Origin of the sequence: Streptococcus sp. A11, from assembly GCF_043674225.1 — a bacterium.
Lineage (GTDB): Bacteria > Bacillota > Bacilli > Lactobacillales > Streptococcaceae > Streptococcus > Streptococcus suis_V.
On the sequence record NZ_JBIMJS010000022.1, the window covers coordinates 1 to 22,606 of the forward strand.

The 22,606-nt window shown below is 38.3% G+C and carries 26 protein-coding genes; 5 read left to right on the plus strand and 21 right to left on the minus strand.

From position 1 onward, the window contains the following. Window positions 1-40 precede the first annotated feature (40 nt). The 6 genes from ACHBIF_RS10355 to ACHBIF_RS10380 are packed head-to-tail and all read right to left on the minus strand — an operon-like array spanning window position 41 to window position 4,902. Window positions 41-784 (minus strand): hypothetical protein, encoded by a 744-nt coding sequence (locus ACHBIF_RS10355; protein WP_394720359.1) that lies wholly within the window; start codon window positions 782-784, stop codon window positions 41-43. Between the two features lie 9 nt (window positions 785-793). Beyond that, a complete protein-coding gene (locus tag ACHBIF_RS10360; protein ID WP_394720361.1) occupies window positions 794-1,402 on the minus strand; it encodes a hypothetical protein in 609 nt (202 codons plus the stop codon). Window positions 1,403-1,436: 34 nt separating this feature from the next. Further along, entirely contained in the window at window positions 1,437-2,021 is a 585-nt protein-coding gene (locus tag ACHBIF_RS10365) for a hypothetical protein (RefSeq protein ID WP_394720363.1), read from the minus strand. A 19-nt stretch (window positions 2,022-2,040) separates the two neighbouring features. Then, window positions 2,041-3,630: a DUF4357 domain-containing protein gene (locus ACHBIF_RS10370; RefSeq protein WP_394720365.1), complete on the minus strand. Its 1,590-nt coding sequence runs from the start codon at window positions 3,628-3,630 to the stop codon at window positions 2,041-2,043. Between the two features lie 9 nt (window positions 3,631-3,639). Continuing rightward, entirely contained in the window at window positions 3,640-4,512 is an 873-nt protein-coding gene (locus ACHBIF_RS10375) for a GIY-YIG nuclease family protein (protein ID WP_394720367.1), read from the minus strand. A 9-nt stretch (window positions 4,513-4,521) separates the two neighbouring features. After that, entirely contained in the window at window positions 4,522-4,902 is a 381-nt protein-coding gene (locus ACHBIF_RS10380; protein WP_394720369.1) for a hypothetical protein, read from the minus strand. A 177-nt stretch (window positions 4,903-5,079) separates the two neighbouring features. Between ACHBIF_RS10380 and ACHBIF_RS10385 the strand changes: the two genes are divergently transcribed. The 3 genes from ACHBIF_RS10385 (at window position 5,080) to ACHBIF_RS10395 (ending at window position 6,363) form a co-directional block, all read left to right on the plus strand. Continuing rightward, window positions 5,080-5,406 (plus strand): helix-turn-helix domain-containing protein, encoded by a 327-nt coding sequence (locus tag ACHBIF_RS10385; protein ID WP_257104934.1) that lies wholly within the window; start codon window positions 5,080-5,082, stop codon window positions 5,404-5,406. A gap of 106 nt (window positions 5,407-5,512) precedes the next feature. Continuing rightward, window positions 5,513-5,812 carry a YbaB/EbfC family nucleoid-associated protein gene (locus ACHBIF_RS10390; protein WP_394720371.1) on the plus strand — a complete coding sequence of 100 codons (300 nt, stop codon included), beginning with the start codon at window positions 5,513-5,515 and terminating at the stop codon, window positions 5,810-5,812. Between the two features lie 14 nt (window positions 5,813-5,826). Then, window positions 5,827-6,363: a GNAT family N-acetyltransferase gene (locus ACHBIF_RS10395; protein ID WP_394720373.1), complete on the plus strand. Its 537-nt coding sequence runs from the start codon at window positions 5,827-5,829 to the stop codon at window positions 6,361-6,363. A gap of 88 nt (window positions 6,364-6,451) precedes the next feature. Here ACHBIF_RS10395 and ACHBIF_RS10400 read toward each other — a convergent pair whose 3' ends face one another. Both ACHBIF_RS10400 and ACHBIF_RS10405 read right to left on the minus strand, forming a co-directional pair. Further along, complete coding sequence (locus tag ACHBIF_RS10400; RefSeq protein WP_394720375.1) at window positions 6,452-8,209, minus strand: glycerophosphoryl diester phosphodiesterase membrane domain-containing protein; 1,758 nt, start codon at window positions 8,207-8,209, stop codon at window positions 6,452-6,454. An 87-nt stretch (window positions 8,210-8,296) separates the two neighbouring features. Continuing rightward, window positions 8,297-9,217 carry a transketolase C-terminal domain-containing protein gene (locus ACHBIF_RS10405; protein ID WP_172068312.1) on the minus strand — a complete coding sequence of 307 codons (921 nt, stop codon included), beginning with the start codon at window positions 9,215-9,217 and terminating at the stop codon, window positions 8,297-8,299. Window positions 9,218-9,383: 166 nt separating this feature from the next. Between ACHBIF_RS10405 and ACHBIF_RS10410 the strand changes: the two genes are divergently transcribed. Both ACHBIF_RS10410 and ACHBIF_RS10415 read left to right on the plus strand, forming a co-directional pair. Further along, complete coding sequence (locus tag ACHBIF_RS10410) at window positions 9,384-9,752, plus strand: hypothetical protein (RefSeq protein WP_105160743.1); 369 nt, start codon at window positions 9,384-9,386, stop codon at window positions 9,750-9,752. Next, the gene (locus tag ACHBIF_RS10415) at window positions 9,739-10,029 is read left to right on the plus strand and encodes a DUF5960 family protein (protein ID WP_105160742.1); all 291 of its coding nucleotides are present in this window, start codon (window positions 9,739-9,741) and stop codon (window positions 10,027-10,029) included. The genes ACHBIF_RS10410 and ACHBIF_RS10415 overlap by 14 nt, the downstream gene beginning before the upstream one ends. A gap of 129 nt (window positions 10,030-10,158) precedes the next feature. Here the strand turns inward: ACHBIF_RS10415 and tkt are convergent, their stop codons facing one another. The 13 genes from tkt to ACHBIF_RS10480 all read right to left on the minus strand — a co-directional run bounded on the left by tkt (window position 10,159) and on the right by ACHBIF_RS10480 (window position 22,584). Then, window positions 10,159-12,147 (minus strand): transketolase, encoded by a 1,989-nt coding sequence (gene tkt, locus ACHBIF_RS10420; protein WP_105160741.1) that lies wholly within the window; start codon window positions 12,145-12,147, stop codon window positions 10,159-10,161. Window positions 12,148-12,188: 41 nt separating this feature from the next. Beyond that, window positions 12,189-12,896 (minus strand): HAD family hydrolase, encoded by a 708-nt coding sequence (locus ACHBIF_RS10425; protein ID WP_105160740.1) that lies wholly within the window; start codon window positions 12,894-12,896, stop codon window positions 12,189-12,191. Between the two features lie 6 nt (window positions 12,897-12,902). Then, the gene (gene fsa, locus ACHBIF_RS10430; RefSeq protein ID WP_394720379.1) at window positions 12,903-13,547 is read right to left on the minus strand and encodes a fructose-6-phosphate aldolase; all 645 of its coding nucleotides are present in this window, start codon (window positions 13,545-13,547) and stop codon (window positions 12,903-12,905) included. Between the two features lie 71 nt (window positions 13,548-13,618). After that, on the minus strand, window positions 13,619-14,893 hold the full coding sequence (locus ACHBIF_RS10435) for a class II D-tagatose-bisphosphate aldolase non-catalytic subunit (protein ID WP_105160738.1): 1,275 nt from the start codon (window positions 14,891-14,893) through the stop codon (window positions 13,619-13,621). A gap of 103 nt (window positions 14,894-14,996) precedes the next feature. After that, window positions 14,997-16,046 carry a PTS fructose transporter subunit IIC gene (locus tag ACHBIF_RS10440; RefSeq protein ID WP_105160737.1) on the minus strand — a complete coding sequence of 350 codons (1,050 nt, stop codon included), beginning with the start codon at window positions 16,044-16,046 and terminating at the stop codon, window positions 14,997-14,999. 17 nt (window positions 16,047-16,063) lie between these two features. Next, window positions 16,064-16,378, minus strand: coding sequence for a fructose PTS transporter subunit IIB (locus tag ACHBIF_RS10445; RefSeq protein WP_105160736.1), 315 nt, complete (start codon window positions 16,376-16,378; stop codon window positions 16,064-16,066). Between the two features lie 17 nt (window positions 16,379-16,395). Then, window positions 16,396-16,854, minus strand: coding sequence for a PTS sugar transporter subunit IIA (locus tag ACHBIF_RS10450; protein ID WP_105160735.1), 459 nt, complete (start codon window positions 16,852-16,854; stop codon window positions 16,396-16,398). Continuing rightward, window positions 16,844-18,727, minus strand: a complete 1,884-nt coding sequence (locus ACHBIF_RS10455) for a BglG family transcription antiterminator (protein ID WP_394720383.1) — start codon at window positions 18,725-18,727, stop codon at window positions 16,844-16,846. The genes ACHBIF_RS10450 and ACHBIF_RS10455 overlap by 11 nt, the downstream gene beginning before the upstream one ends. Before the next feature lie 188 nt (window positions 18,728-18,915). Then, window positions 18,916-19,104 carry a hypothetical protein gene (locus ACHBIF_RS10460; protein ID WP_238143414.1) on the minus strand — a complete coding sequence of 63 codons (189 nt, stop codon included), beginning with the start codon at window positions 19,102-19,104 and terminating at the stop codon, window positions 18,916-18,918. Between the two features lie 38 nt (window positions 19,105-19,142). Next, window positions 19,143-19,985 (minus strand): hypothetical protein, encoded by an 843-nt coding sequence (locus tag ACHBIF_RS10465; protein WP_394720385.1) that lies wholly within the window; start codon window positions 19,983-19,985, stop codon window positions 19,143-19,145. A gap of 228 nt (window positions 19,986-20,213) precedes the next feature. Next, complete coding sequence (gene radA, locus ACHBIF_RS10470) at window positions 20,214-21,581, minus strand: DNA repair protein RadA (RefSeq protein ID WP_394720403.1); 1,368 nt, start codon at window positions 21,579-21,581, stop codon at window positions 20,214-20,216. A 6-nt stretch (window positions 21,582-21,587) separates the two neighbouring features. Further along, window positions 21,588-22,031: a dUTP diphosphatase gene (locus tag ACHBIF_RS10475; RefSeq protein ID WP_002939955.1), complete on the minus strand. Its 444-nt coding sequence runs from the start codon at window positions 22,029-22,031 to the stop codon at window positions 21,588-21,590. Between the two features lie 28 nt (window positions 22,032-22,059). Then, window positions 22,060-22,584, minus strand: coding sequence for a hypothetical protein (locus tag ACHBIF_RS10480; RefSeq protein ID WP_394720388.1), 525 nt, complete (start codon window positions 22,582-22,584; stop codon window positions 22,060-22,062). Window positions 22,585-22,606 lie beyond the last annotated feature (22 nt).

Below are 22,606 nucleotides of genomic sequence, written 5' to 3' on the forward strand. Positions count from 1 at the left end.
CATCGTCATTCCTCCTGCTATCTTTTTCTATTATTCTACCTTATTTGATAGTAGATTTAAAACTTTGCAACAGAACCCTCTTTCTTGGTACTGCTTGAGGCTTAACTGAATTCTTTATTTTTTCTATAGATATATATTTTTCAACATCTTGTATATTTTTCCCTTTCATTAGTAGCAATAAGAACAAAGGAAGAATAATTTGTATCAATGTAATTAAGAAAATATCGATTGTTTGAGTATTTATTGATCCAACAATTGAAATGACTAAGATCCCAGTGCCTCCCAATATAACTTTGTGCGTCTGACCTTTATATATCTGATAATTCGTAAAAATTAAAATCACCCCAAAAACTACTGATAGTAATCCCATCATATTGCTAGATAGACTACTTGGAAAAACAACCCCAAATTGGAATAGGATACATAAAAATGTAAAACTGATTAACCACAATTTATGGTAAGAAGCACTTTTGTATAAAGTCCCTTGATTGATTTCAATTCCTAATTTGTTTAATTGTTCCTCTAACCAGTAGCCCCAGCGATCTAACCATCGATTTGACTGAACCATATAATATTGGCCATTATCCAGTAATGACTGGCTCTCGCGAAAGGATACAGTTTCCGTTGAAAGGTTCATTTGACCACATTGTTGGCAATGGTTTGAAGTTAGGACATACTCTTTACAGGAGGTACAAAAGTCGTAAGATGTTACTTTTTTTAAATCTTCTTGATTCTCCCAGAGAACCTTCCTCAGACGTTCTATATAAACCTGATTTTTATCCATCGTACTCTCCTAAGCAAATTCTTTTCCACAACAAGCACAGAACTTATTCTTACCCGCTTGCAAAGTAGAACATAGGTCACACTCTTTTAAAGTTGCTTCTTCAAGAGCAGATAGTTCTTGAACATCACTTCCGCAAACCGAACAGAAACGACTATCTGAACTTAATAAATTACCACATGCTAAACATGATTTTTCACGTGGAACGTGGATATTGTAATCTTGACGTAGTTTGTAAGATTCTTGAAGAAGTGCAATAATATTTGCCACTTCTTGGTCAAGGTTGATTTCTTTCTGGTTGATAGATTGATTATAGTATGCTAATCCTAATTCAAAGAAATCCTTAGACAAGGTCGTATCCTTTTCTTCAATCTGCTTGCGCAAAGCTCGCAAGTCAGTATTCAATAATAAATCTTTCTGACTAATAACTGATTTAGGTTGCGAATGAAGTTGTGGATTTTCTGATCGATTCTCTGCAACCTGCTCTTCAACTACATTCTCCTCAGTCTCTATAGTCTCTATCTTGAATTCCCCATTCTTTAATGCTTCTGAAAATTCAGCTGGTTCTGGATTACGTCCATTTGACGCTTGAAAAAATTCTACCCATTCTTTTTGATTCATCATAATCCCCCTTTTTAATCTCATTAGTCTATTTTTACCTTTTATCCGTTCGAATAACCCAAGCAATTATTCCCACTAACATAACGATCATTAACCAATATTGCATAAAGAAATCAATTAGTGGTTTCACAATACCCCAAATAAATAATAAAAATTGATACCCTAGGATTAATAAAATTAATCCTCCGACTAGATAAAATACCCAAGAATAATCATTTCTCGATTCTTGAAAGTGATTTATCTGGTGTTGGTTATCTCTATCAAATGATCCTTGCGAATAACCTACCCACTGTATTCTATTTATTAAGAATTCTTTCAAATCACCATAGTCTTCATACCTAGGATACGTTCGCACAAAATCTTCAATATCTTTTCTTGTTACTTCATATCCATATTCCGTAAAAAATCGTGACTTTTTCGAAAAAAATCCCCGATTCCTCCCTTCAAACTGGTATCCTCTTGTAATCTGAGAAACCTGCCTACTATCATCTATACCTAACATGCTAGCAATCTCTTCCATATTGCCTTGTCCCTCTACGAGGTAATAGTATAATACATCTACTTTCCTCGCGATAGGAGTATTATTGAAATACTGAATTTCATTATCTGTTAGTCCCAATATAATATCTCCTTATTTATTATTCAGAATGCAACTCCTTAAAAGTCACACCTTTCTCATTTTTCCAAACAACATTTCCGTTTTGGCTAGCTCCAGCAACAAACGATGCTGCTGCAGAGATACTCGAAAACTTAATGTCTGCCACCAATACATTTCCATTAATCTTATCAGCATATTGTTGCCTTGCTTTAATGGTACCTTGCGGACAAGATGGCACTATCTCTAGATTGACCTGACTACCTTTTTGAACTGTAAAGCCATTAGAAGAAAGAAAACCAGTAGCTTGATAGCCCTTGTAATTCATTGAAAATATTTGAACTTTTTCTAATTTATTTTCTTCAATAGTATTTAAATCATTAAATCCCTGAAATTCACTCTCACTTTTTCTTACACTACTTAAATGTGATGCTCCTTCATTTCCGTCTAGTAAATCTTCACTTTCTATAAAATTTATTTCCCCTAATAGTTTCATACCCTCTTGTGAATGGACATACCATTTTTTACTATTAGATTTCAAAGAAAGAAAGTAATTACCTAACGGTCTGGGTTGCCAAATCTGCGTATCATTAAGTTGACTAAAATTATATTTGGTAGTTCCATCTTTTAACAATAATCTATCTAATACAAACCTATACCTTCCATCAAAGTAAGTTGTATGCTTTGGACGTAAAACTGCTCCATACTTTGAATCTAAACTCATATCTCTATTAAATTCCTTGACCAACTTTTTTGATTCCAATGATTCTAAACGATAATAATCAAAATCTAGTCCAATTGCATATGTATCAAAACCATCCATATTGCCTCCCCATTCAAGTTGATCTTCATGAAATTTGTTGTACCAAATCGTATTATCAGACATATCCATCATTCGAAACTCAAAACCCTTAAATTTTGGTAACGGACTAACAATTTTTGTCTTCATCGAAAATATGGAGGGTACAATACGTCCTGAAATGTTAGGGTAATACATCAAATATTCATCATTTGCAAAAAAAATACTTCCATTATAATCGATAGATTGACCATCTTTCGTTTTAAAACTTTTTAATAATAATTCATCAGTATTTGTCTGAATATCAAATTTATGAATTTCATGCTCAAAACCATAATAAATATATTGATCTGCAATATAGTAATTATTATTATTCATACTCACCTTTATCGGCAGTACACGCTGAATTTTACTATCAAAATCAATATGAACAAATTTATTCCACTTTCCACTTTTGACAAAAATACCAAATGAATTAACATATATCTGATTTTCTGAAAAATTATCTGAGAGTAAATCTTGATTTTGTAATTTAACAAATACTTGTTTTTCATTCTTAATAGGTGAATAAACTATAATATAGAATTCCGATTCTATCATACTGATATAGAAAAACATCTCTCTAAACTCAGATATAGGGTACATTTTTTCACTATCATAAAAATTTCCACTATATGCTTGCAGCATATACTCCCGCCCTTGGGTCTCAACTCGTTTCTGCACCTTTTTTGAAGATTGGTTTGTCTCTACAACCTTCTGGCTCACCTTTGTTCCACAGTTAGGACAAAACTTAAAACCCTTTTCTACCTTATTCCCACACTCAATACAAAACATTTTGCTTACCTACACTTTCAATTCACCTAAAGTTTGACCAGCTTGTGTTTTCCACAATTTATTCCCACTTAAACTAGCTCCTCCGACAAAGCAAGCAGCTTGGGAAGGGCTCGTAAATAAAATATCCTCCGAAAGACAACCATTGGATATGCTTTCTGCATGAAAGTCTCTTAAACGTTTAACGGAATCGGATACAGAATTTGCCATTTGAGGTGAAATCTGACTACCTGAGAAGACCAAAAATCCTTCATTTGTCAAGCTACCTTTGGCAGTGTAGCCATTATAAGTCATCGATAAGGAAATAGAATTATCTGATTCGATATCTTGAATAATGGTTTTATTAGCAACTTTCCCAACTGTTTCGAAGGCTTTATAACCAAGTACACCGGTCAAAATAATAGCTTGTTCGACAAAATCTTCTAACTCCGCTACCTTCTCCTCAGTCACATTACCTATTGTTGGTTCGACCTTATTTTTTACTGTAAATCGTTTTGCATTTTTTGCCAAATTGTAAAAACGATTTTCTAAATAGGAAATTTCTGTCGGACCAAAGCTATTGTCTGTGGTTGTTAAAATAATTGCATCCTTAAAAAATGACTTGTCTTCTTTTCGCATATGCTCCTTTAATCTACCTAAAGTAGCTTGCTGATTTTTGCGTTCTCCAGCTTGCCCAACATACACTAAGGGACGTTGGCTTTCTTCTTCCTCGCCAAATAAGAAATAGATTCCTGAATAGCTCAACTCAGCTCTGTCGGCACTGTCTTCTAAATCTAGTTTTGGAATTTTCATAGCTACCCCTGTATGATTAGCTAAAGAAGCCTTCACACGTCCTGTCATTGTCCCATCTAATAAAAATAAAGTAACGACTTTCGAAGTTCCCATAACATTCTCCTATCGTTTCTTAGCTGGTTTGTACAAAAGTAAACCACCACCAGCCTCAACATCAACTTTATAACCTGCTTTACGTAATTCAGTAGCAGTTTTAGTAGCAATTTTTTTCTTATCATCAGAATATTCATAGAAAGTAGCTACTTTTTTTCCAAGTGCACTGGATCGCAATATATCTGAAGATTGCCATTCATGGAAATAAATCTTTAATTTTTTAGGTCTAAACAATCCACTGCCATCAAAAACAGTTGTTTTAGAACGTTCTTTAAAAATTTGAATAGCATACTTCTTATAATTTTTATGTAGTTGCTCTTTCTGGGATGCTGTCATAACTTGAGAACTGTGACGTGCTCTAGCTGTAGTAGCTGAATAGAAAAGTGACATATTTGAACCTCCAAAATATTAGTTTTCTAATAAAATACTTTTATAAACTCATGTAGTTTATAAAAGTATTTTATCAATCCTAACAGTTTTTTACAACTGTTTTACAAAAATAACAGTTTTATATAGTAGTTTTGTTATCAAATAATACCTGTATCATAGTCCATAAGAGGTACTTTCATGGATAATAAACTACAAAAATATATTTCCAAAAGAATTCGTTTGTTAAGAATTCAAGAAGGAATGACTCAAATGGAACTCGAAGAAAAAGCTGGTCTAGGCTACAACTACATCTACAAACTAGAAAATAAATCAAATAATATTACACTATCTACTTTGTCAAAAATCATGGTGGCATTAAAAGTTGATATTCCTACCTTTTTTGATGTTGAATTTACCACCGATCCTGACATCCAAGAACTGATTTTCCTTATGACTGATTTACCTAAGAAAAAACGCTCAGAAGCCATCCAAGCGATCAATACACTTGTGAAAACCTTAAAATAATAAAATTGCTTAACAGAGTCAGATCTATCACCACACGCTGACTTCCCAAATTTCCTTTTTTAGTGTTATAATAAATCCGTAAGATTTTTTAAGGAGAATATCTATTATGATGAATATGCAACAAATGATGAAACAGGCCCAGAAATTGCAAAAGCAAATGGAGCAAAGCCAGGCTGAACTGGCTGCAACCCAGTTTACAGGCACTTCTGCACAAGACTTGGTCACCGCAACTTTGACAGGCGACAAGAAATTGGTTGCCATCGACTTCAAACCTGAAGTTGTTGATGCTGACGACATCGAAACCTTGCAGGATACGACCATTCAGGCGGTTAATGCAGCGCTGGAACAAATTGATGAGGCAACCAAGAAGAAACTCGGTGCCTTCGCAGGGAAATTGCCATTCTAGAAAGGAGCACTCCCATGTCCAACCTAGAACTCCTCCCTCTTACAGAACAAGCACTCCTAACTATTTGGAAAATAGGCTTCTCTGACGAAAAACCCTACTGGAAAGAATTCGCAGCACCCTATTTCGATGACTATCAGGCTTATAGAGACTTCACCAATTTCCAAGAATCACCGCGCTATCATTGGTTCCAAACAGAAGAAGTTCGAGGCATCTTGGTAGATGGAGAGCCAATCGGAATGGTTAGTTATTATTGGGAAAATCAAGCCACACGCTGGCTAGAAGTTGGTATCGAAATCTATAATGAGAACCAATGGGGCAAAGGATTCGCAACCCTAGCCCTCCAGAAATGGATTCGTCAGATTTTCACAAGCATGCCAGAACTGGAACACATCGGACTGACCACCTGGTCTGGTAATCCTGGCATGATGCGGGTAGCTGAAAAGATTGGCATGCAAAAAGAAGGACAGATTCGCAAGGTTCGCTACTGGCAGGGATACTACTATGACTCTGTCAAATACGGCATTCTCAGAGAAGAATGGCACAACTCCTAGGCTAGTATGAAGCTCTCAAAACTTGTTTTCGATGGGAATTCCTTCCCATTTCACATTAAAAACGTGGGTTCCATCCGAACTCACGTTTTTACAATCCATAGAACAAAGACTCGACCTGCAAGAGGAACAAATCTGCATAGCGGGTGGTTGACCGCAGACTGTCTTCAACCCTCTGCAAGCTCTCAAGCTGGTCGGTGATAATCCCATCCACCTGAAGCATAGCCATTCGTGTCATTTCGTCCTCATCATTGGGCGTCCAGACATAGACCGACTTGCCGCGTAACCAAGACTTCATCATGAAATTTTGGTCCAGAGAAGTATATTCCATGGTGTAGCCATCCGCTACTGTCTGAGGATAGATACTGTTAAAGGGCAAAATCAGATAGGTTTTTAGCTGGGGCAGAACCTTCTCAATTTCTACAACTGTCTGATAATCTAGCGAATGAAACTGATGCCCCTTGGCCAAGAGGCGTTTCCCATATTTTTTGACAAAATTCTTAGCTAAATCAGGACTATCTTGCTTGGTCTCCTTGATTTCGACCAGGAGTTTCTGACCTAATTGGTCTGCCTTATCCAGATAGGCATCGAAGGACGGAACTGGGGCAGACTGACCGTTTTCCGAGGCGGTCATGGAGGTCAACTCCTGCAAGCTATAATCGTGCGTACCTCCGGTATTTCCCGTCAAGGCCAACAAATTCGTATCATGCATGACGACAAACTGACCGTCCTTGGTCTCCTGAATGTCCATCTCCACAAAATCCGGCCTGAGCTGGGCAGTTAACTCCAGAGATTCGAGGGTATTTTGGACACCATTTTCATCATCCACACCTCGGTGAGAAATGGTCACTGGCAGGCTTTCAAAGGGATAATAAAGGCTGAGAGCCCCGTCCAAACCAAAGAGTAAGGCAGAGCTTACCACAATCAGCAAACGGAGGCGGTGACGCAGGCGCTTTCGTCGGTAGCTTGGTAAATGCTGACCAGTCAAGAGAGTCACAAACTTGGTCATAAACATGGCAATAGCCCCATAGTAGGTCAGCCTGAAGAGGATGAAGCTCAGCAAGGCCAGGGGATAGGCCAGGGAAGGCAGAGTCTTGTCCACCAAAAGCTGGAACAGATAGAGGGTGAGCCCAACACCAAGTATAACCAGACCAGGCAAGGTCATTGTCCACAAGAGGCGGGCGTAGGCTACCAACTGCTGCCACCCCCGGGTTTGATTCCAGGAGTGGGCTACTGATTCCTTGACCCCTCGGTGTTCAAAATAAATCTTAGGTATAGCATACATGAGCCTAGCAGATAACCAAGAAAAGACCAACAAACTTAGAGCAATCACTAAGGCTACAAGATTGTTCTTTTCAAGATAATCCAACACAAATTGAGGAATGACTAGCTTATTAAAATAATAAATATTCAAAATCCTACGCAAAAAGGGCAATAACACCGTTGCATAGCATAGGAGAAAGCTAATTTTAGCGAGACTGGCATGGCCAATAATCCCCACCATATCCCGTCCAACATCCTTAATATAATCTCTCAAATGCTTGACCCGACTGTCCAACAACTGCCTAACCCCAGTAAAGATGAGGGCAATTTCCAGATAGGCAACCAAGATATTTAGAATGACCAGCAGAGCAAAAAGAATAGTAACAAAAAGATTGCTAGATAGGACTTGGAGGATATTTGTTGGAGATAGGTAGGCATGGCCTGTCAGCGACAGAAGAAATTCTGCCAACCAGGAATTGAGCGGAATCCATACAAACTCCATAACAGTAAAGGAGACAAAAAACAAGAGCAGGATTTTATCCAGATTATAATAAACCTTTTGAAATTCACGACGTATTCTATCCATAGACCTAGTGTCCCATATTTCAAGGAATTTTTCAAGCCAAGTCAGGTGAGAAGGCGACAAGATAAAAAGCTGGAGGGACCCAGCTTTCTATATACTATCTTTAACCTTAGCAACAATATCATGAGCTGTAAGACCATATACCCCCATTAGGTAAGCTTGTTGCCCTACTTGTCCAAAAGATTCATCAACACCAATTCGATGAACCACAGTGCTAGGGTCTGTAGCCATCAACTCACAAATACTGCTTCCTAGACCGCCCACTCTATTATGGTTTTCTGCAGTCACTACAACTTTTCCAGATAATAGCTTAGGAATATCTTCATGAATTGGCTTAACTCTAAACAAGTCTATAACACCGACTGAAATTCCTTCTTCTGCTAACCTTTCAGCTGCCAGTAAGGCTTGCTCCACCATAATTCCACTCGCTACAATTATAGCTTCGTCGCCCTCACGAACTACTCGATAACCTTTACTGAAATCCTCGCCACCTTCATAGATGGCGGTCGGTGCCTTACGGATTGTTCGGATATATTTAAGACCATCAACAGTAAGAGTTTCTTCCAAAACTGCTCTAAATTGAACATCATCGCTCACTTCATATACGCGAGCTTTAGGAATTAAACGCATTAGTCCCAAATCCTCAAAAGGCATATGTGTACCGCCATTCATTTCAGCAGAGACCCCGGCATCCGAACCAATAATCGTTGCATTCAACTGGGCATATCCCAAAGAAATAAAGACTTGGTCAAAGACACGACGACTTGCAAATGGACCAAATGTATGGACATAAGGCCGATAGCCCATCAAGGACAAGCCAGCTGCAACTCCCACCATTTCCTGTTCCATGATACCAACATTAACATACCGTTTTCCGATAACTTCGTTCAACTTGTTGGTAGACATGGAGCTAGATAAATCTGCCTCCACTGCTGCTATCTCTTGATTCACTTGACCAACCTCAGCTAAAAATTGGCTATAAACCTTACGCATTTCTGTCGTTTGTCTCATCCTACACCTCCTCCTTATGCTTTAAGGAATGGACACTAGCTTCTAATTGTGCACGCAAATCAGCATCCAAACGCAGATGATGGTTACTCTCCATTGTTTCTAGGAAATCAACACCTTGTCCTTTGATAGTATCTAAAACAATACATTTCGGACGGTTAGACGAGCTATGATTGACCGTTCATACTTGCCATTTCAGTCAGCAAGTGAGTACCAGGATACAAAGATGCAAAAATGGATGGGCTTTTTCCTATCGGAACATACGACAGCTCTCTCTGACAATGCCAACAAAATCACATATCTTTCTGACCTCAGCCTTGATAAGAAACTACTCTTGATAAGTCAACTCTACGCTAGTCAACTTATGGCTAAACTAGTCGTTCTAGATGGTGAAAAACGAGTTAACTATACTGGTACCATTCCAGAAGTGAACAAAAGTAATATCCTCATCAAAACAAAAGAAGGCCACATTAATGTGACCTTCAAAGATATTCTGAATATTGAATTAGTCGAGGAGGTACAACATGAATCTACTTGAGCTCAATAGAAATCAACTCCAAATGGACTATTTCAGTGATGGTTATCGTCAGTTTGAATTAGACTTTTATCACTTTTCAGCACTAGATACACCTCTAACTTTCTTGACAGATGTTATCTTACTAACCATGGAAAAGTCCAACAAGAACTACTTCAAACTCAACAAAGAGAACGCTAAAGATAGTCATGACCATTACTTTATCTTTGATGTTGAAGAGGTTGAGGAGACTGGGATAACGAGGAAGTACATCTATCAGAAGACTGTGACGAGTATTTAAAAAGTAGTAAGGATTGAACCGCACCCCAAAAGTTAGACAGAAAAGATCTAACTTTTGGGGTCAGTACAGGATATTTCTTACTACTTTTTTGTAAACAAAACAAAATCTTAATTAGATCTGGAGAGGACTCTAAATTAAGGATTGATATAAATCTAATACATTTTCAACCGTGAAACCATATTCTTCAAAAATACGAATACCTGGTGCTGAGGCACCCCAAGTGTCGATAGTGAGGGTTTTACCATTAAGGCCAATGTATTTTCCCCAACCGAAGCTTGAACCAGCTTCGATAGCCAAGCGTTTTGTGACAGCAGCCGGAAGAACTTCTTCTTTATACTCTACTGACTGTTCGTCGAAGATATTTTGGGCAGGCATTGAAACAACACGAACATGAGTACCTTGATCAGCAAGAGCTGCTTGAGAATCAAGTGCCAATTTAACTTCTGAACCTGTTGCGATAATGATACCATCGAGGTCACCTTTAGCTTCTGAAAGAATGTAAGCCCCCTTGTTGATACCCTCTGCTGCCAATTCTTTAGTGCCTTCAAGCACTGGCAGGTTTTGACGAGTCAGAACCAACATGGTTGGACGGTCAGTTTCAGTCAAGGCACGTTGCCAAGCAGCATTGGTTTCGTTACCATCAGCTGGACGGATAACGTTAAGATTTGGCATTGAACGAACTGATGCCAATTGTTCCACAGGTTCGTGGGTCGGACCATCTTCACCAACAGCGATAGAGTCATGAGTCATGACATAAGTCACTGGCAAGCTCTGCAAGGCTGCCATCCGAACCGCTGGAAGTAGGTAGTTAGAGAAGACAAAGAAGGTTCCGCCGTAAACACGTGTTCCACCGTGGAGGGCAATCCCATTCATAGCAGCCGCCATAGCAAACTCACGGACACCAAACCAGATATTGCGGCCAGCGTAATTGTCAGCTTGGAAGTCTGAATCAGCCTTGTTCATGGTGTTGTTTGAAGCTGAAAGGTCAGCTGAACCACCCCAGAAGTTAGCAACTTGTTGACCGATTTGTTGAATAGCTTCTTGACTTGATACTCGGCTGGCAACAGCTGTACCAAGTTCGTAATCCTTAAGCTCTACTTCTGCTCCTTTTTTCTCAAAGGCAGCTTGATACTCGGCTGCAAGTTCTGGATACTCAGCTTGGTACTTAACAAAAAGTTCATTCCAAGCTGCTTCTGCTTGAGTACCACGCGCTTGGATACCTGATTCAAAACGCTCTGCAACTTCTTCTGGTACGGTAAAGGCTGGCGCATCATAGCCATAAACTGACTTAGCATGGTCGATACCTTCTTGACCAATCGGAGCTCCGTGAACAGCTGATGTCCCCTGACCCTCAGCACCGTAACCGATGATGGTTTTCACTTCGATGATAGATGGTTTGTCTGTCTCAGCCTTGGCAGCTTCGATAGCTGCTTCAATAGCTTCCATATCATTTCCATCTTCAACCAAGATGTGTTGCCAACCGTAAGCTTCAAATTTAGCCTTGGTGTCTTCTGTGAAAGCCATTGAAGTTGGACCATCTAGAGAGATATCATTTGAATCGTAGAGGAGAACCAATTTACCCAATTTGAGGTGACCAGCTAGGCTGGCAGCTTCTTGAGCCACACCTTCCATAAGACAGCCGTCGCCATTAAGGGCAAAGGTATAGTGGTCAACGATGTCAAAACCTGGTTTGTTGAACTTAGCGGCTAGGTGAGCTTCTGCCATGGCCATACCGACAGCGTTGGCAATTCCTTGACCAAGAGGACCTGATGTCGCTTCAACACCGTCTGTGTGATTGACTTCTGGGTGACCTGGTGTTTTTGAGCCCCATTGACGGAAGTTTTTCAAGTCATTCATAGACACATCGTAGCCAGAGAGGTGCAAGAGGCTATAAAGAAGGGCTGAACCATGTCCTGCAGACAAGATAAAACGGTCACGGTTAGACCATGAACGGCTAGTCTTAGGATTAACCTTCATGATTTTATTCCAAAGCACATAGGCCATAGGTGCAGCACCCATTGGCAAACCTGGGTGACCAGAGTTTGCAGCCTGAATCGATTCAATTGAAAGAGAACGAATAGTACTTACTGCTAGACTATCAGTTTTATCAAAAGTCATTAATTATTCCTTTCTAAGAATAGTTTATGGTTTACTATTTACTATTTAGAAATTATTTCTATTAATAATTGAGTCAAGTCCTCTTCGTTCTCTACAACAAAATCAGAGGCCACAGACTCATTATCTGCCACACGCTTACGATGGTTATACCAAATTGATTTCCATCCTGCTTTTTTTGCACCAACAACATCATTCAGGAATGAATCACCAACATAATAATACTCATGTTCATCATCAGATACTTTACTTTTGGCTAAGTCAAAAATCTTCTTATTTGGCTTTGCGACACCAACATCAGCTGAAATAATCATACGTTCTTTTGGTATCCAGCTATTCAAATTTAAGTTTGAAATTTTTGTCCATTGGTGACTGCTAGGACCATTTGTTATTATACCAAGAATAATATCATTACTTATCAGAGTATCAAATAGAACCTTTAGTCTCCTGGAGAGTTCAATATTGTTTTGAAATTTTGAATAGTCTTTTTGAAATTGTAAAGCATCTATATTTGAAATATTGAATCCATACAATTGCAAAGCATTTTTAATTCTATAAATTTGCATTTCATCCATTGATATTGCCCCACTTTCAGACTTTTCAAACACCTCATCACTTAGTCTTCTACTTGTCTTGAAAACAGCCTCAATATCAATATCAGGAAACCGAAAATTTTTTTCAAATGCTTTACGGAATGGTTCAATTTGGTTGTAAAGCGTGTCATCAACATCAAAAAATATTACTTTTGACATTACTAACTACTTTTTAAATGCTTCCCAGTCTTTCATAAATGTCTCAATTCCAGCAGAGGTGAGTGGGTGTTGAGTCATTTTATTAAATAAATGGTCTGGGATTGTAGCGATATGAGAACCCAATTTTGCTACCGCTTCAACATGAGCTGCATTACGAATACTTGCTGCGATAATTTCAGTTTCAAATCCATAAATATCAATAATTGTTCTTAAATCTTCAATAAGTGCATATGGATCAGTACCAATATCCTCTAAACGCCCCACAAACGGACTAATGAAGGTCGCACCTGCTTTCATAGCCATTAAACCTTGAGAAACTGTAAATACAAGAGTAACATTTGTCTTAATCCCTTCTTCAGATAAAACTAAGACCGCCTTAAGTCCTTCTGATGTCATAGGAATTTTAACAACTACATTAGTGGCCCATTTAGAAATTTGTCTTGCTTCTTCAATCATTCCTGTAGCTGTCGAAGCAGTAACCTCGGCAGAAACCGGACCTGAAACGATAGTGCATATTTCCTTAATGACTGTCTCAAAGTCTCTTCCTTCTCTAGAAATAATTGTAGGGTTAGTAGTGACACCATTGACAACTCCAAGAGAGCTAATTTCTTTAATAGCATCAACATTAGCGGTATCTAGAAAAAATTTCATTATTATCCTCCAAATATATTTACCTATTTTTCAATTTTGAAAAAAACTGTCCCTAACAAGGGACAATTTCTTTACTTGATAACATTCTTAATTCGTGTAGTTACACCTTTTAGGTTATAACATTCTGCATAATCACGAATTGGACGTTTAATATGGTCAATCACATAGCGCTTACCATCAATATTGTGTGCTTTAAGATTCGCATACAATTTTTCAATTTCCGCTTTAACCTCATCATCATTGAATGTATAGTGACCAGCAATGTCAAGAATTTCTTCTTGAAGTGTGACCTCACCATTTAGAATTTCTTCAACAGTAAGATTTACTTGATCACCAACCATCCATTTTCTCCAACGTTCACTTTCAATAGCCTTAACAAGCAACGTTTTTGAAATATTTGAAGGCTCAGTAACTAATCCATACTCTACAAGTTTTTGTTCTACTTTTGCAAGATTTAAATATGCACGTGTTTCCTCTGTACCGTATTGAGGAGCAACATTTGTCGCTGTAATCGCAGATGGAATGTGCTCAAGGAGAGTTACATCATCTAGATAGTCTCCATTATGTTCCTTCAAACCAACGCCATATTTTTTCGCCATTTGTGACAAATCATATGCATTTTTAAAGTTGAAATTACCAACTTGCTCTGTTTTACGAGTAAGTGTTCCTGTTTGCCCTACGATGAATGTAGGCATAGGCAAACCACGTTTATCTAATTCTACTTGAAGTCGATTGATAAATGTTTCGTATGTCTCAGTTGAAGTCAAACCACCATTTGTTTCCTCTGTACCAACTTCATATCCAATTTCGGGAAGATTACGAGCTTTACGTTCGTTTTCACAGAATTCAATAAGCTCGACTGTACGCTCTAGTACTGTATCCAAAGGGATTACTTTACCAACCTCAAATGGGTCTTTAGTTGGGTCAATCATCAACAAATCAAATCCTGCTTCAATATCTCCTACATAAGACTGCTGACCAAGCTTCATTGCTTCATCTGTCGGTAAATGGTCATTACGTTCTTTATCACGTTGCCATGGTCCGCCATGATCTCGACATAGATAGTACAAGTTATCGTAACCAATTTCTACAGCTACTTCTTCAACAGCTTTTGCAAATGTAAACTGATTCCAACCATTTACATATCCACCACCCAGCTCATCTAAATCAACTTGATTTCGACTAGCAATAAACATTACTGGATAATCATCTTCTTTTGAAAGTTCAAGAGTAGCCTGCACACAGTTTTTTGACATTGGACCAATACCAAGTAAAGTTGCTGATTCACCCGTTTTTTGCAATTCCAAAAGTCCGTTTACAACACTTTTAATTGATAATTTACTCATAATTAATACCTCTATACCTAAATCTAATTTTATATGAAACAACTTCAAATTATTAGCTTATTTGTCACGAAATATAAAGTTGATTCTTTCAATCTACGATTTGTTATTTATTTAGTTCATCTTCTGGCAAATTTGGTTTAGTAAAGTGAAGAATAGCAACTGAAACCAAAGTACCAATCAACATTGCCAAGAAATACCAAAGTTTTCCATTTACAACTGGTAGAATAATCAAACCACCATGTGGAACTAATGCTTCAACATTGTTAATCATACCAAGAGCACCACCAACTGCACTACCAATAATAATAGCAGGAAGAACACGTTTCATATCTTTGACTGCAAATGGAATCGCACCCTCGGTGATACCAATCAACCCCATAAATAGTGCAGACATACCCAAGTCTTTATCTTCTTTTGTATATTTCTTACGGTCAATAATTGTTGAAATAGCCATAGCAAGTGGTGGGATTGCTACTGCAATACGATGAGCACCATTTGGTGAGTAAATTCCTTCTGCCATCAAAGCCAATGTAAATGCTGTTGCAGTCTTGTTAATAGGACCACCCATATCTACGGCAGTCATTGCACCAATAATCAAGCCTAGAAGAATTGCTGAACCACCTTGCATTTCACTTAGTGTATCAACCAACCAAGTCATTGCCGCTCCGATTGGAACAGAAATAACATAAATATATAGCATTCCAAGTGTAAATACAGATAGAATAGGAATAATAATGATTGGCATCAATGTACGAATAGTGTTATTAACTTTCCACGTTTTACACCATTTTACAAAGTATCCCGCTAGAACACCTAGCAACATAGCCCCAAGGAAACCTGTTTTAACTTGTGCTTCACCAATTGGGTTATTTGCAACATATCCAAGAACCATACCAGGTGCCAAACCAGGTTTACCAGCAATTGAATACGCAATATAACCAGACAACAAAGGAATCATTACGGCAAATGCACCGACCCCTATATCAAGCATATTTTGCATGAATTGGCTCGTTGTTTCCATACCACCTTCACCTGGCTTACCAGTAGCAAGTGACAAAGCAATGAATACACCACCAGCAACTACAGCTGGCAACATATAAGATACACCAGTATTAAACGCTTTTTGAAGCTCTTTCATAACTTTAGATTCCATGTTAAAATCCTCCAATATTAGATTGTTTCAGCTTGGTCTATAATTGCAGCGGGATTTCGGATTGCTTCACCGGGTTCAACATAAAGAACTTTTCCAGAAGCTTCTTTCTCCTCAAAGCGATCTTGACCTTCAATTTCAACAGCAACTGCCAAAATTACTACATCAGCAGCATCAACTGTCTCTTGTTCGAGTTCATTTTCAATCCCCATTCCACCTTGGGTCTCAACTTGAACTTCATAACCACGTTTTAAACACTCTTTTTCAATAGCTTCTTGAGCCATGTAAGTGTGTGCAATTCCTGTAGGACATGCAGTTACAGCAACAACTTTCATAATGTTTCTCCTTTGGTTTAAACTTCGATTGAATTTAACAATTCATATACTTTATTGTGCTCTGTAATACTTTTCAGCTTTTCTCTGAACTCTACGTCTAATAGTTTTTTACTTACTTCTGAAATAAACTTAAGATGTAGTTTTTCATTTCCAGTTTCTGGAACACCGATTTGAAAAATCAACTGCACCTCATCATCAAATCCCTCAGTCCAAGTAAATTTCTTTTTAGTTCTAAAGAAGGCAATAAATGGTTGTACAATTACATCTGTTTTTCCGTGTGGAATTGCAATATCATAGCCAATTGCTGTAGGGATTTCTTCTTCTCGTTTCATTACGGTTTCATAAAAACCTTGTTCATCAGTAATATAACCAATTGATTTAGCCTTTTTCGCAATATATTTAATAATCTCACTCTTGTCAGATAAAGTTTCATCTAAAAAAATTAACTCTGGACTTATAATTTTATTATCTGCCATATATAATTTTCTCAACCTCCTTAGTCGAATCTACTTTACGTAACTCATTTAATATCTGTTCATTATTAATAATGTTATAAATATTGGAGATGATACGTTTTGTCTGTTTTATATCCTCTTTGGCTATTCCAATGATAAATATTAAATTAACTTTGTACTCTTGCCAATGAATTTTTTTATCAAGTTTTACAACGGAAACAAATGTTTTATTTACATCAGTTGATTTACCGTGAGGAATCGCAACACCAATAGGTAAATCAGTCCCACCCAAGGTTTCTCTCTCTGATAGGCTATCGAGAAATGATTCCCTTACATATCCTAACTTCCTAAGAGAGTTACTAACATGATGAAATACTTCTTCACGACTATTTAGCGAGTTATTGATAAAAACTACTTCGTCACCTACATAGTTATGAAGAATATTTTCCGATATTTCTTGGTTTTGGGCTACTTTATTTTTACTAAACAAACGATTTAGTTCATCATTACTTATTAATGGTGATACAAAATGGGCATGTTTGATCTTTCTATTTAGCTTTACAGTACTCAATATTAAATCATATGAATCTAGATCTATTTCTAATGCCTCAGATGTAGAAGCAACCTCAACAGTATCAAATGAAGGTGAAACTGTTTTAATTCTATTAATTAGGAGCTCAGAGGTTACAATTCCTGTTGGACAAATAACAAGAATCTTTCTCCCCCCTCCAATTTTCTCTATAGATAATTGAAAATATAGAGTGAGAAAAGCAATCTCATCTGAGTTTATTCTTACTTCTGCATTTTGAATCAGATTTTCAGCTACCATCCAGAGAATATTGTAAGTTATCGAATACTCCAATTTAATTTGCTCTGTAAACGGATTTTTCACGACTGTTTGATGCTTTAATCTTGAGAGCATAGCAGGAACGTGCTTTTGAAGTTGATAAAATAAGGTATCATCCTTCGTAAAATCTATATTCATAGCTTGAGAAACTTGCTTAATTAGATTTTCAATAATTTCGTTGTTCAAAGCTTCCACGGGCAATTGCTCAAATCGATAGTTTAGTAAGAGCAAAGATAGATATTGAACATCATCATTATTGTATTCAAAATTTAACCTTAATGATGCCTTATGTAAAATTTTAACAGCACTATCAATGTAAAATGCATGTTGGTAATAATCAACAGAGTTTCCAACTAGTACTAGATGATTTTCATTAGTTAATTGATAAACTAAAACAATTAAGTGTCTTAAAAAACTCTCCACATATATATCAGAAATTGTATCTACGTTTTCTTTAACAAAACTATAGAGAATATTCTTACAAACATTGATAATATCTTCAGAGTAAAACTCTACCAATTTATCAATTTCACTTCCCTCATCTAAAACATTATTAATTGTTTCAGTAATAACGAATGAGTTGAAATTTACCATTACTTTGATACATTCTTCAGTAGTGGTGGTACTTAACCTTGTACCAAAATGATCACTAGTTAATTTTGCTGTAGTACCATGAAATAAAACAGTCTCAATAAAATGTAAATCATTTTGAATAGAAGTTGTACTTGTAAAATACTCTTCAGAAAGGCTAACCATTGTTATGCGCTCTCTATTGAATATTAACCTACGCATTATATCTATTCGTCTACTTAGTACTGAATCAATCTCAAAATCAGATAAATCATCAAAACTCTCATCTTGAATTATTAACTTTACTCCACGACCTCTTTTCTTCTTTAATTTTAACCCTGCTTCTTCAAGAGTCTTTAATTCTGTATGAAGTGTCCTTTCTGATACACCTAAACTATTTGATAGTTGTGCTACAGTCTGATAATCATCAGACTTTCCCAATATGTCGACCAATTTCAGCTGTCTCTTGGTTAACATTAGTACACCTCTTTCGTAATAAATTCAATAGCTATCTCATTTACACTTAAATTATATCCCTTACCTGTATGAGTGTAAATGACAAACATTTGCAATAACTTTTTGCAATTTAAATCATGTGAAGAAAATCGCAATAGAAACAATATATCATGAAAAGAAGTCTTATTCCAAAAAAGCATCAGTAAACACTACTGAAGCATCCCAAACAACTTCAGTGCATTTTTGATCGCTTCTTCCTTTTCAGCTGGACAAATGCTCATATGTTGCTCACTTTCAATTTTTCTAAATTTAGTATAATTTTCTCGTTCGATCAGATCATACTTGCGTTTTACTTGTGCAATGTACAGACTTGAAACTTTAAAACCAAACTTTTTCAATACGTATTCTTTTATATCTGGATATGTTGCCTCTTTTTTTATATTAATGGAACTAAAATCTTCCTCATTAATTTCAATATTGATATGATGCTCAACATCAAGTTTGGACAATAATGCAACAGTCTCCACAAATGTTGTACAAACTCATCGACAGAATTAACCTGGTTACCAACTGATTTTAAGTCATCTTGCACTCTGTCCCTACGAATCGCAAAGAACATCAGGAAATATAGAAATTCATCCAGACGCCCTTCTAAAGCCGATACTTGGTAGACTTGGCAAGTCTGCTGAGAAATCATTTTTAAATCTTCAAACAGATTTGGCTCAGACCAACTTTTTAAAACATAATCTAAGGCCCAAATGCCGACTGAGGACTGTAGACACTCACTGATAGCGTAAATAGCCACTCGATATTTATCAGATTCATCACCAACTAGGTGGTATCCTAAGGACCGACTATATTCGAATTGTACTGCAAATCGTTGGCACAACTCTCTCAAATTTTTTATATCTGTCAGAGTTGTATTACGACTGACACTAAGCAAATCCTGATAATGAACGTTAGATACAAAATCTTTTCGAATAAAAGTATAGAGATAAATAACTAGTTGGCGCTGTTCCTGAGATAAATAGATTTGCCTATTGCTAAACAACTGAAATATTTGATCCTTACTCTTTAATAACGAGTCTGGAACACTATAGTATTCCTCATTAAAATCTATAGAGTCTAATGACTGCTCTTTTAATAACTGATTGACAATTTCGATACTGGATTGAAGTGTGCCTTTGTCGATTCCCGTCTGAATACTTAATTCATATAGGTTCATTTGACTAGTAGCAAATAATTCCATGAGGATTGCAAGTGTACGATTATCAATCATAAGTTCCTCCTTAATAACATTGTAAACCCTTTCAAAAATAATTTCTACCCAATTTGAGCCCAATTTACTTCTCTTGAAATCAAATTCAGACTGGGCTCAAGAACGACTAGTAAACATAATGCCAGCTAAATTTGGCAGATAGTAAAGATTAAAAGAGTTTGGAAAACGCCAAACTCTTCTATAATACTAATTCTTATCATATTGATTGATACAGGTCATACGCCTATATCACCCAAACACCTTCTGCAAGACTTCGCCAATGGTTGTCACGCCGACAACCGTGATTTCCTTGGGCACCTTGATACCTGTCAGGGAATTTTTAGGGGCGTAAACCTTGATAAAACCTAATTTGGCGGCTTCGTTAATCCGTTGTTCAATCCGATTAACGCGGCGGATTTCACCTGTCAGACCGATTTCGCCTATAAAGCATTCTTGTGGGTTGGTTGGCTTATCCTTGTAGCTGGAGGCAAGGGCAACTGCGACCGCCAGATCAATAGCTGGCTCATCCAGTTTGACACCGCCTGCTGACTTGAGGTAGGCATCTTGGTTTTGGAGGAGCAGGCCTGCCCGTTTTTCCAAAACCGCCATAATCAAGCTGGCACGGTTGAAGTCCAAGCCTGTCGTGGTCCGCTTGGCATTGCCAAACATGGTCGGCGTCACCAGAGCCTGCACTTCGGCAAGGATAGGGCGGGTGCCCTCCATGGTCACGACAATAGCCGAGCCAGTCGCTCCGTCCAAACGCTCTTCCAGAAAGACCTCGCTAGGATTGAGGACTTCGACCAAGCCCTGCGACTGCATTTCAAAAATGCCGATTTCGTTGGTGGAGCCAAAGCGGTTTTTGACCGCCCGCAAGATACGGAAGGTGTGCTGCCGCTCGCCCTCAAAATAGAGAACGGTGTCCACCATGTGCTCCAAGGTCCGCGGTCCAGCTAGGGTTCCTTCCTTGGTCATATGGCCGACGATAAAGGTTGCGATATTGTTGGTCTTGGCAATCTGCATGAGCTCGTTGGTCACTTCACGGACCTGACTGACAGAGCCTTGCACGCTAGAAATGTCAGGGCTCATAATGGTCTGGATAGAGTCGATAATCAGGAAATCTGGTTTTATCTTCTCAATCTCGGTCCGAATGCTCTGCATATTGGTCTCCGCATAGAGATAGAACTCACTGTCAATGTCACCCAAACGCTCGGCACGGAGCTTAATTTGCTGGGCAGACTCCTCCCCCGACACGTAGAGGACCGTACCAATAGTCGAAAGTTGAGTCGATACTTGCAGGAGCAAGGTGGACTTTCCAATCCCTGGATCCCCTCCAATGAGAACTAGACTGCCCGGCACCACGCCGCCACCGAGGACACGGTTGAACTCTTCCATATTGGTCTTGGTGCGGGCCACTTGAATGGACGACACTTCATTGAGCTTCATTGGTCGGGTCTTCTCACCTGTCAGGCTGACGCGGGCATTTTTGACCTCCGCCACTTCAACTTCTTCAACAAAGCTAGACCAAGAACCACAGTTAGGACAGCGCCCCAGGTACTTGGGTGAATGATATTCACAATTTTGGCAGACAAAGGTTGTTTTTTTCTTAGCGATGGTGATTTCCTCCTACTTCCCTGTCGAGCCAAATCCACCCGTCCGAACACCGTCGGCCTGATCGCCGTCAGCCAAGAGGAAGGGTGCAAAAACAGCTTGCACAATGCGTTCGCCAGCTTCCACCACAACGGTTTCTTCTGTGATGTTTCGCATCTGGGCAAAGATATGACCTTCATTGGCTGGATTGCCATAGTAGTCGCCGTCGATAACTCCAACCGAGTTAATCAAAACCAGCCCCTTCTTGCGAGGGTTGGACGAACGGTCGTAGAGATAGAGGACCTCATTGGCCTGCATATAGGCCTTAACACCAGTCGGAACCAGCTTAATCTCACCTGGCTCCAAGCTGACGGTTTCTGCAGCCTTCAGGTCGTAACCTGCTGCATGGGCTGTCTCACGTTTTGGCAATAAATTTTCATCAGTAAACTGGCTGACCAGTTCGAATCCACGGATTTTCATAAGAACTCCTTACATCATTTTCTTCTTTTTATTCATTGTATTCATTCGCATTTTTCGTCACAAATGCAAAAAGTGTTGTTAAGGGGAAGGCATACTCGTCATCAAAGCGGGCTGCACGTAGCCACAAGTCTTGGTCAACCTTGCGAAGATAGACACTACGAGGGAAGTTAAACTCTTTCTCCAACTGAGGCGACAGCAGGCAAATGGCTCCATCTGGTGATTTTCCTTGGGAGAGTATAGCATCTTGACTAACTTCCTGTTCCAACAAGGCCAACCGAAGATAAACTCCCAGAGGAGCTGGTGGTAACTGATAACCCATCTCCACGGCTCTCCTCTCTATCTGAGGAGCAGTTGCTTCCCGATCAAATCCCATGTCGGCTAGGCTGACAATCTCAACTAAACACTTCTGTTTCTCCACCACTTCTTGATAAGCAGGATGAGCTAGGTAGGTCTTGAAATAGTCATTCACTAAAACACCCTTGTCATCTAAGTAGGCAAGGATTTCTTCTTTTTTTAGGGGAAACAGTTCAACTCGAACACTCTGTCTTTTCATAGGTCTATTATACAGGAAATAC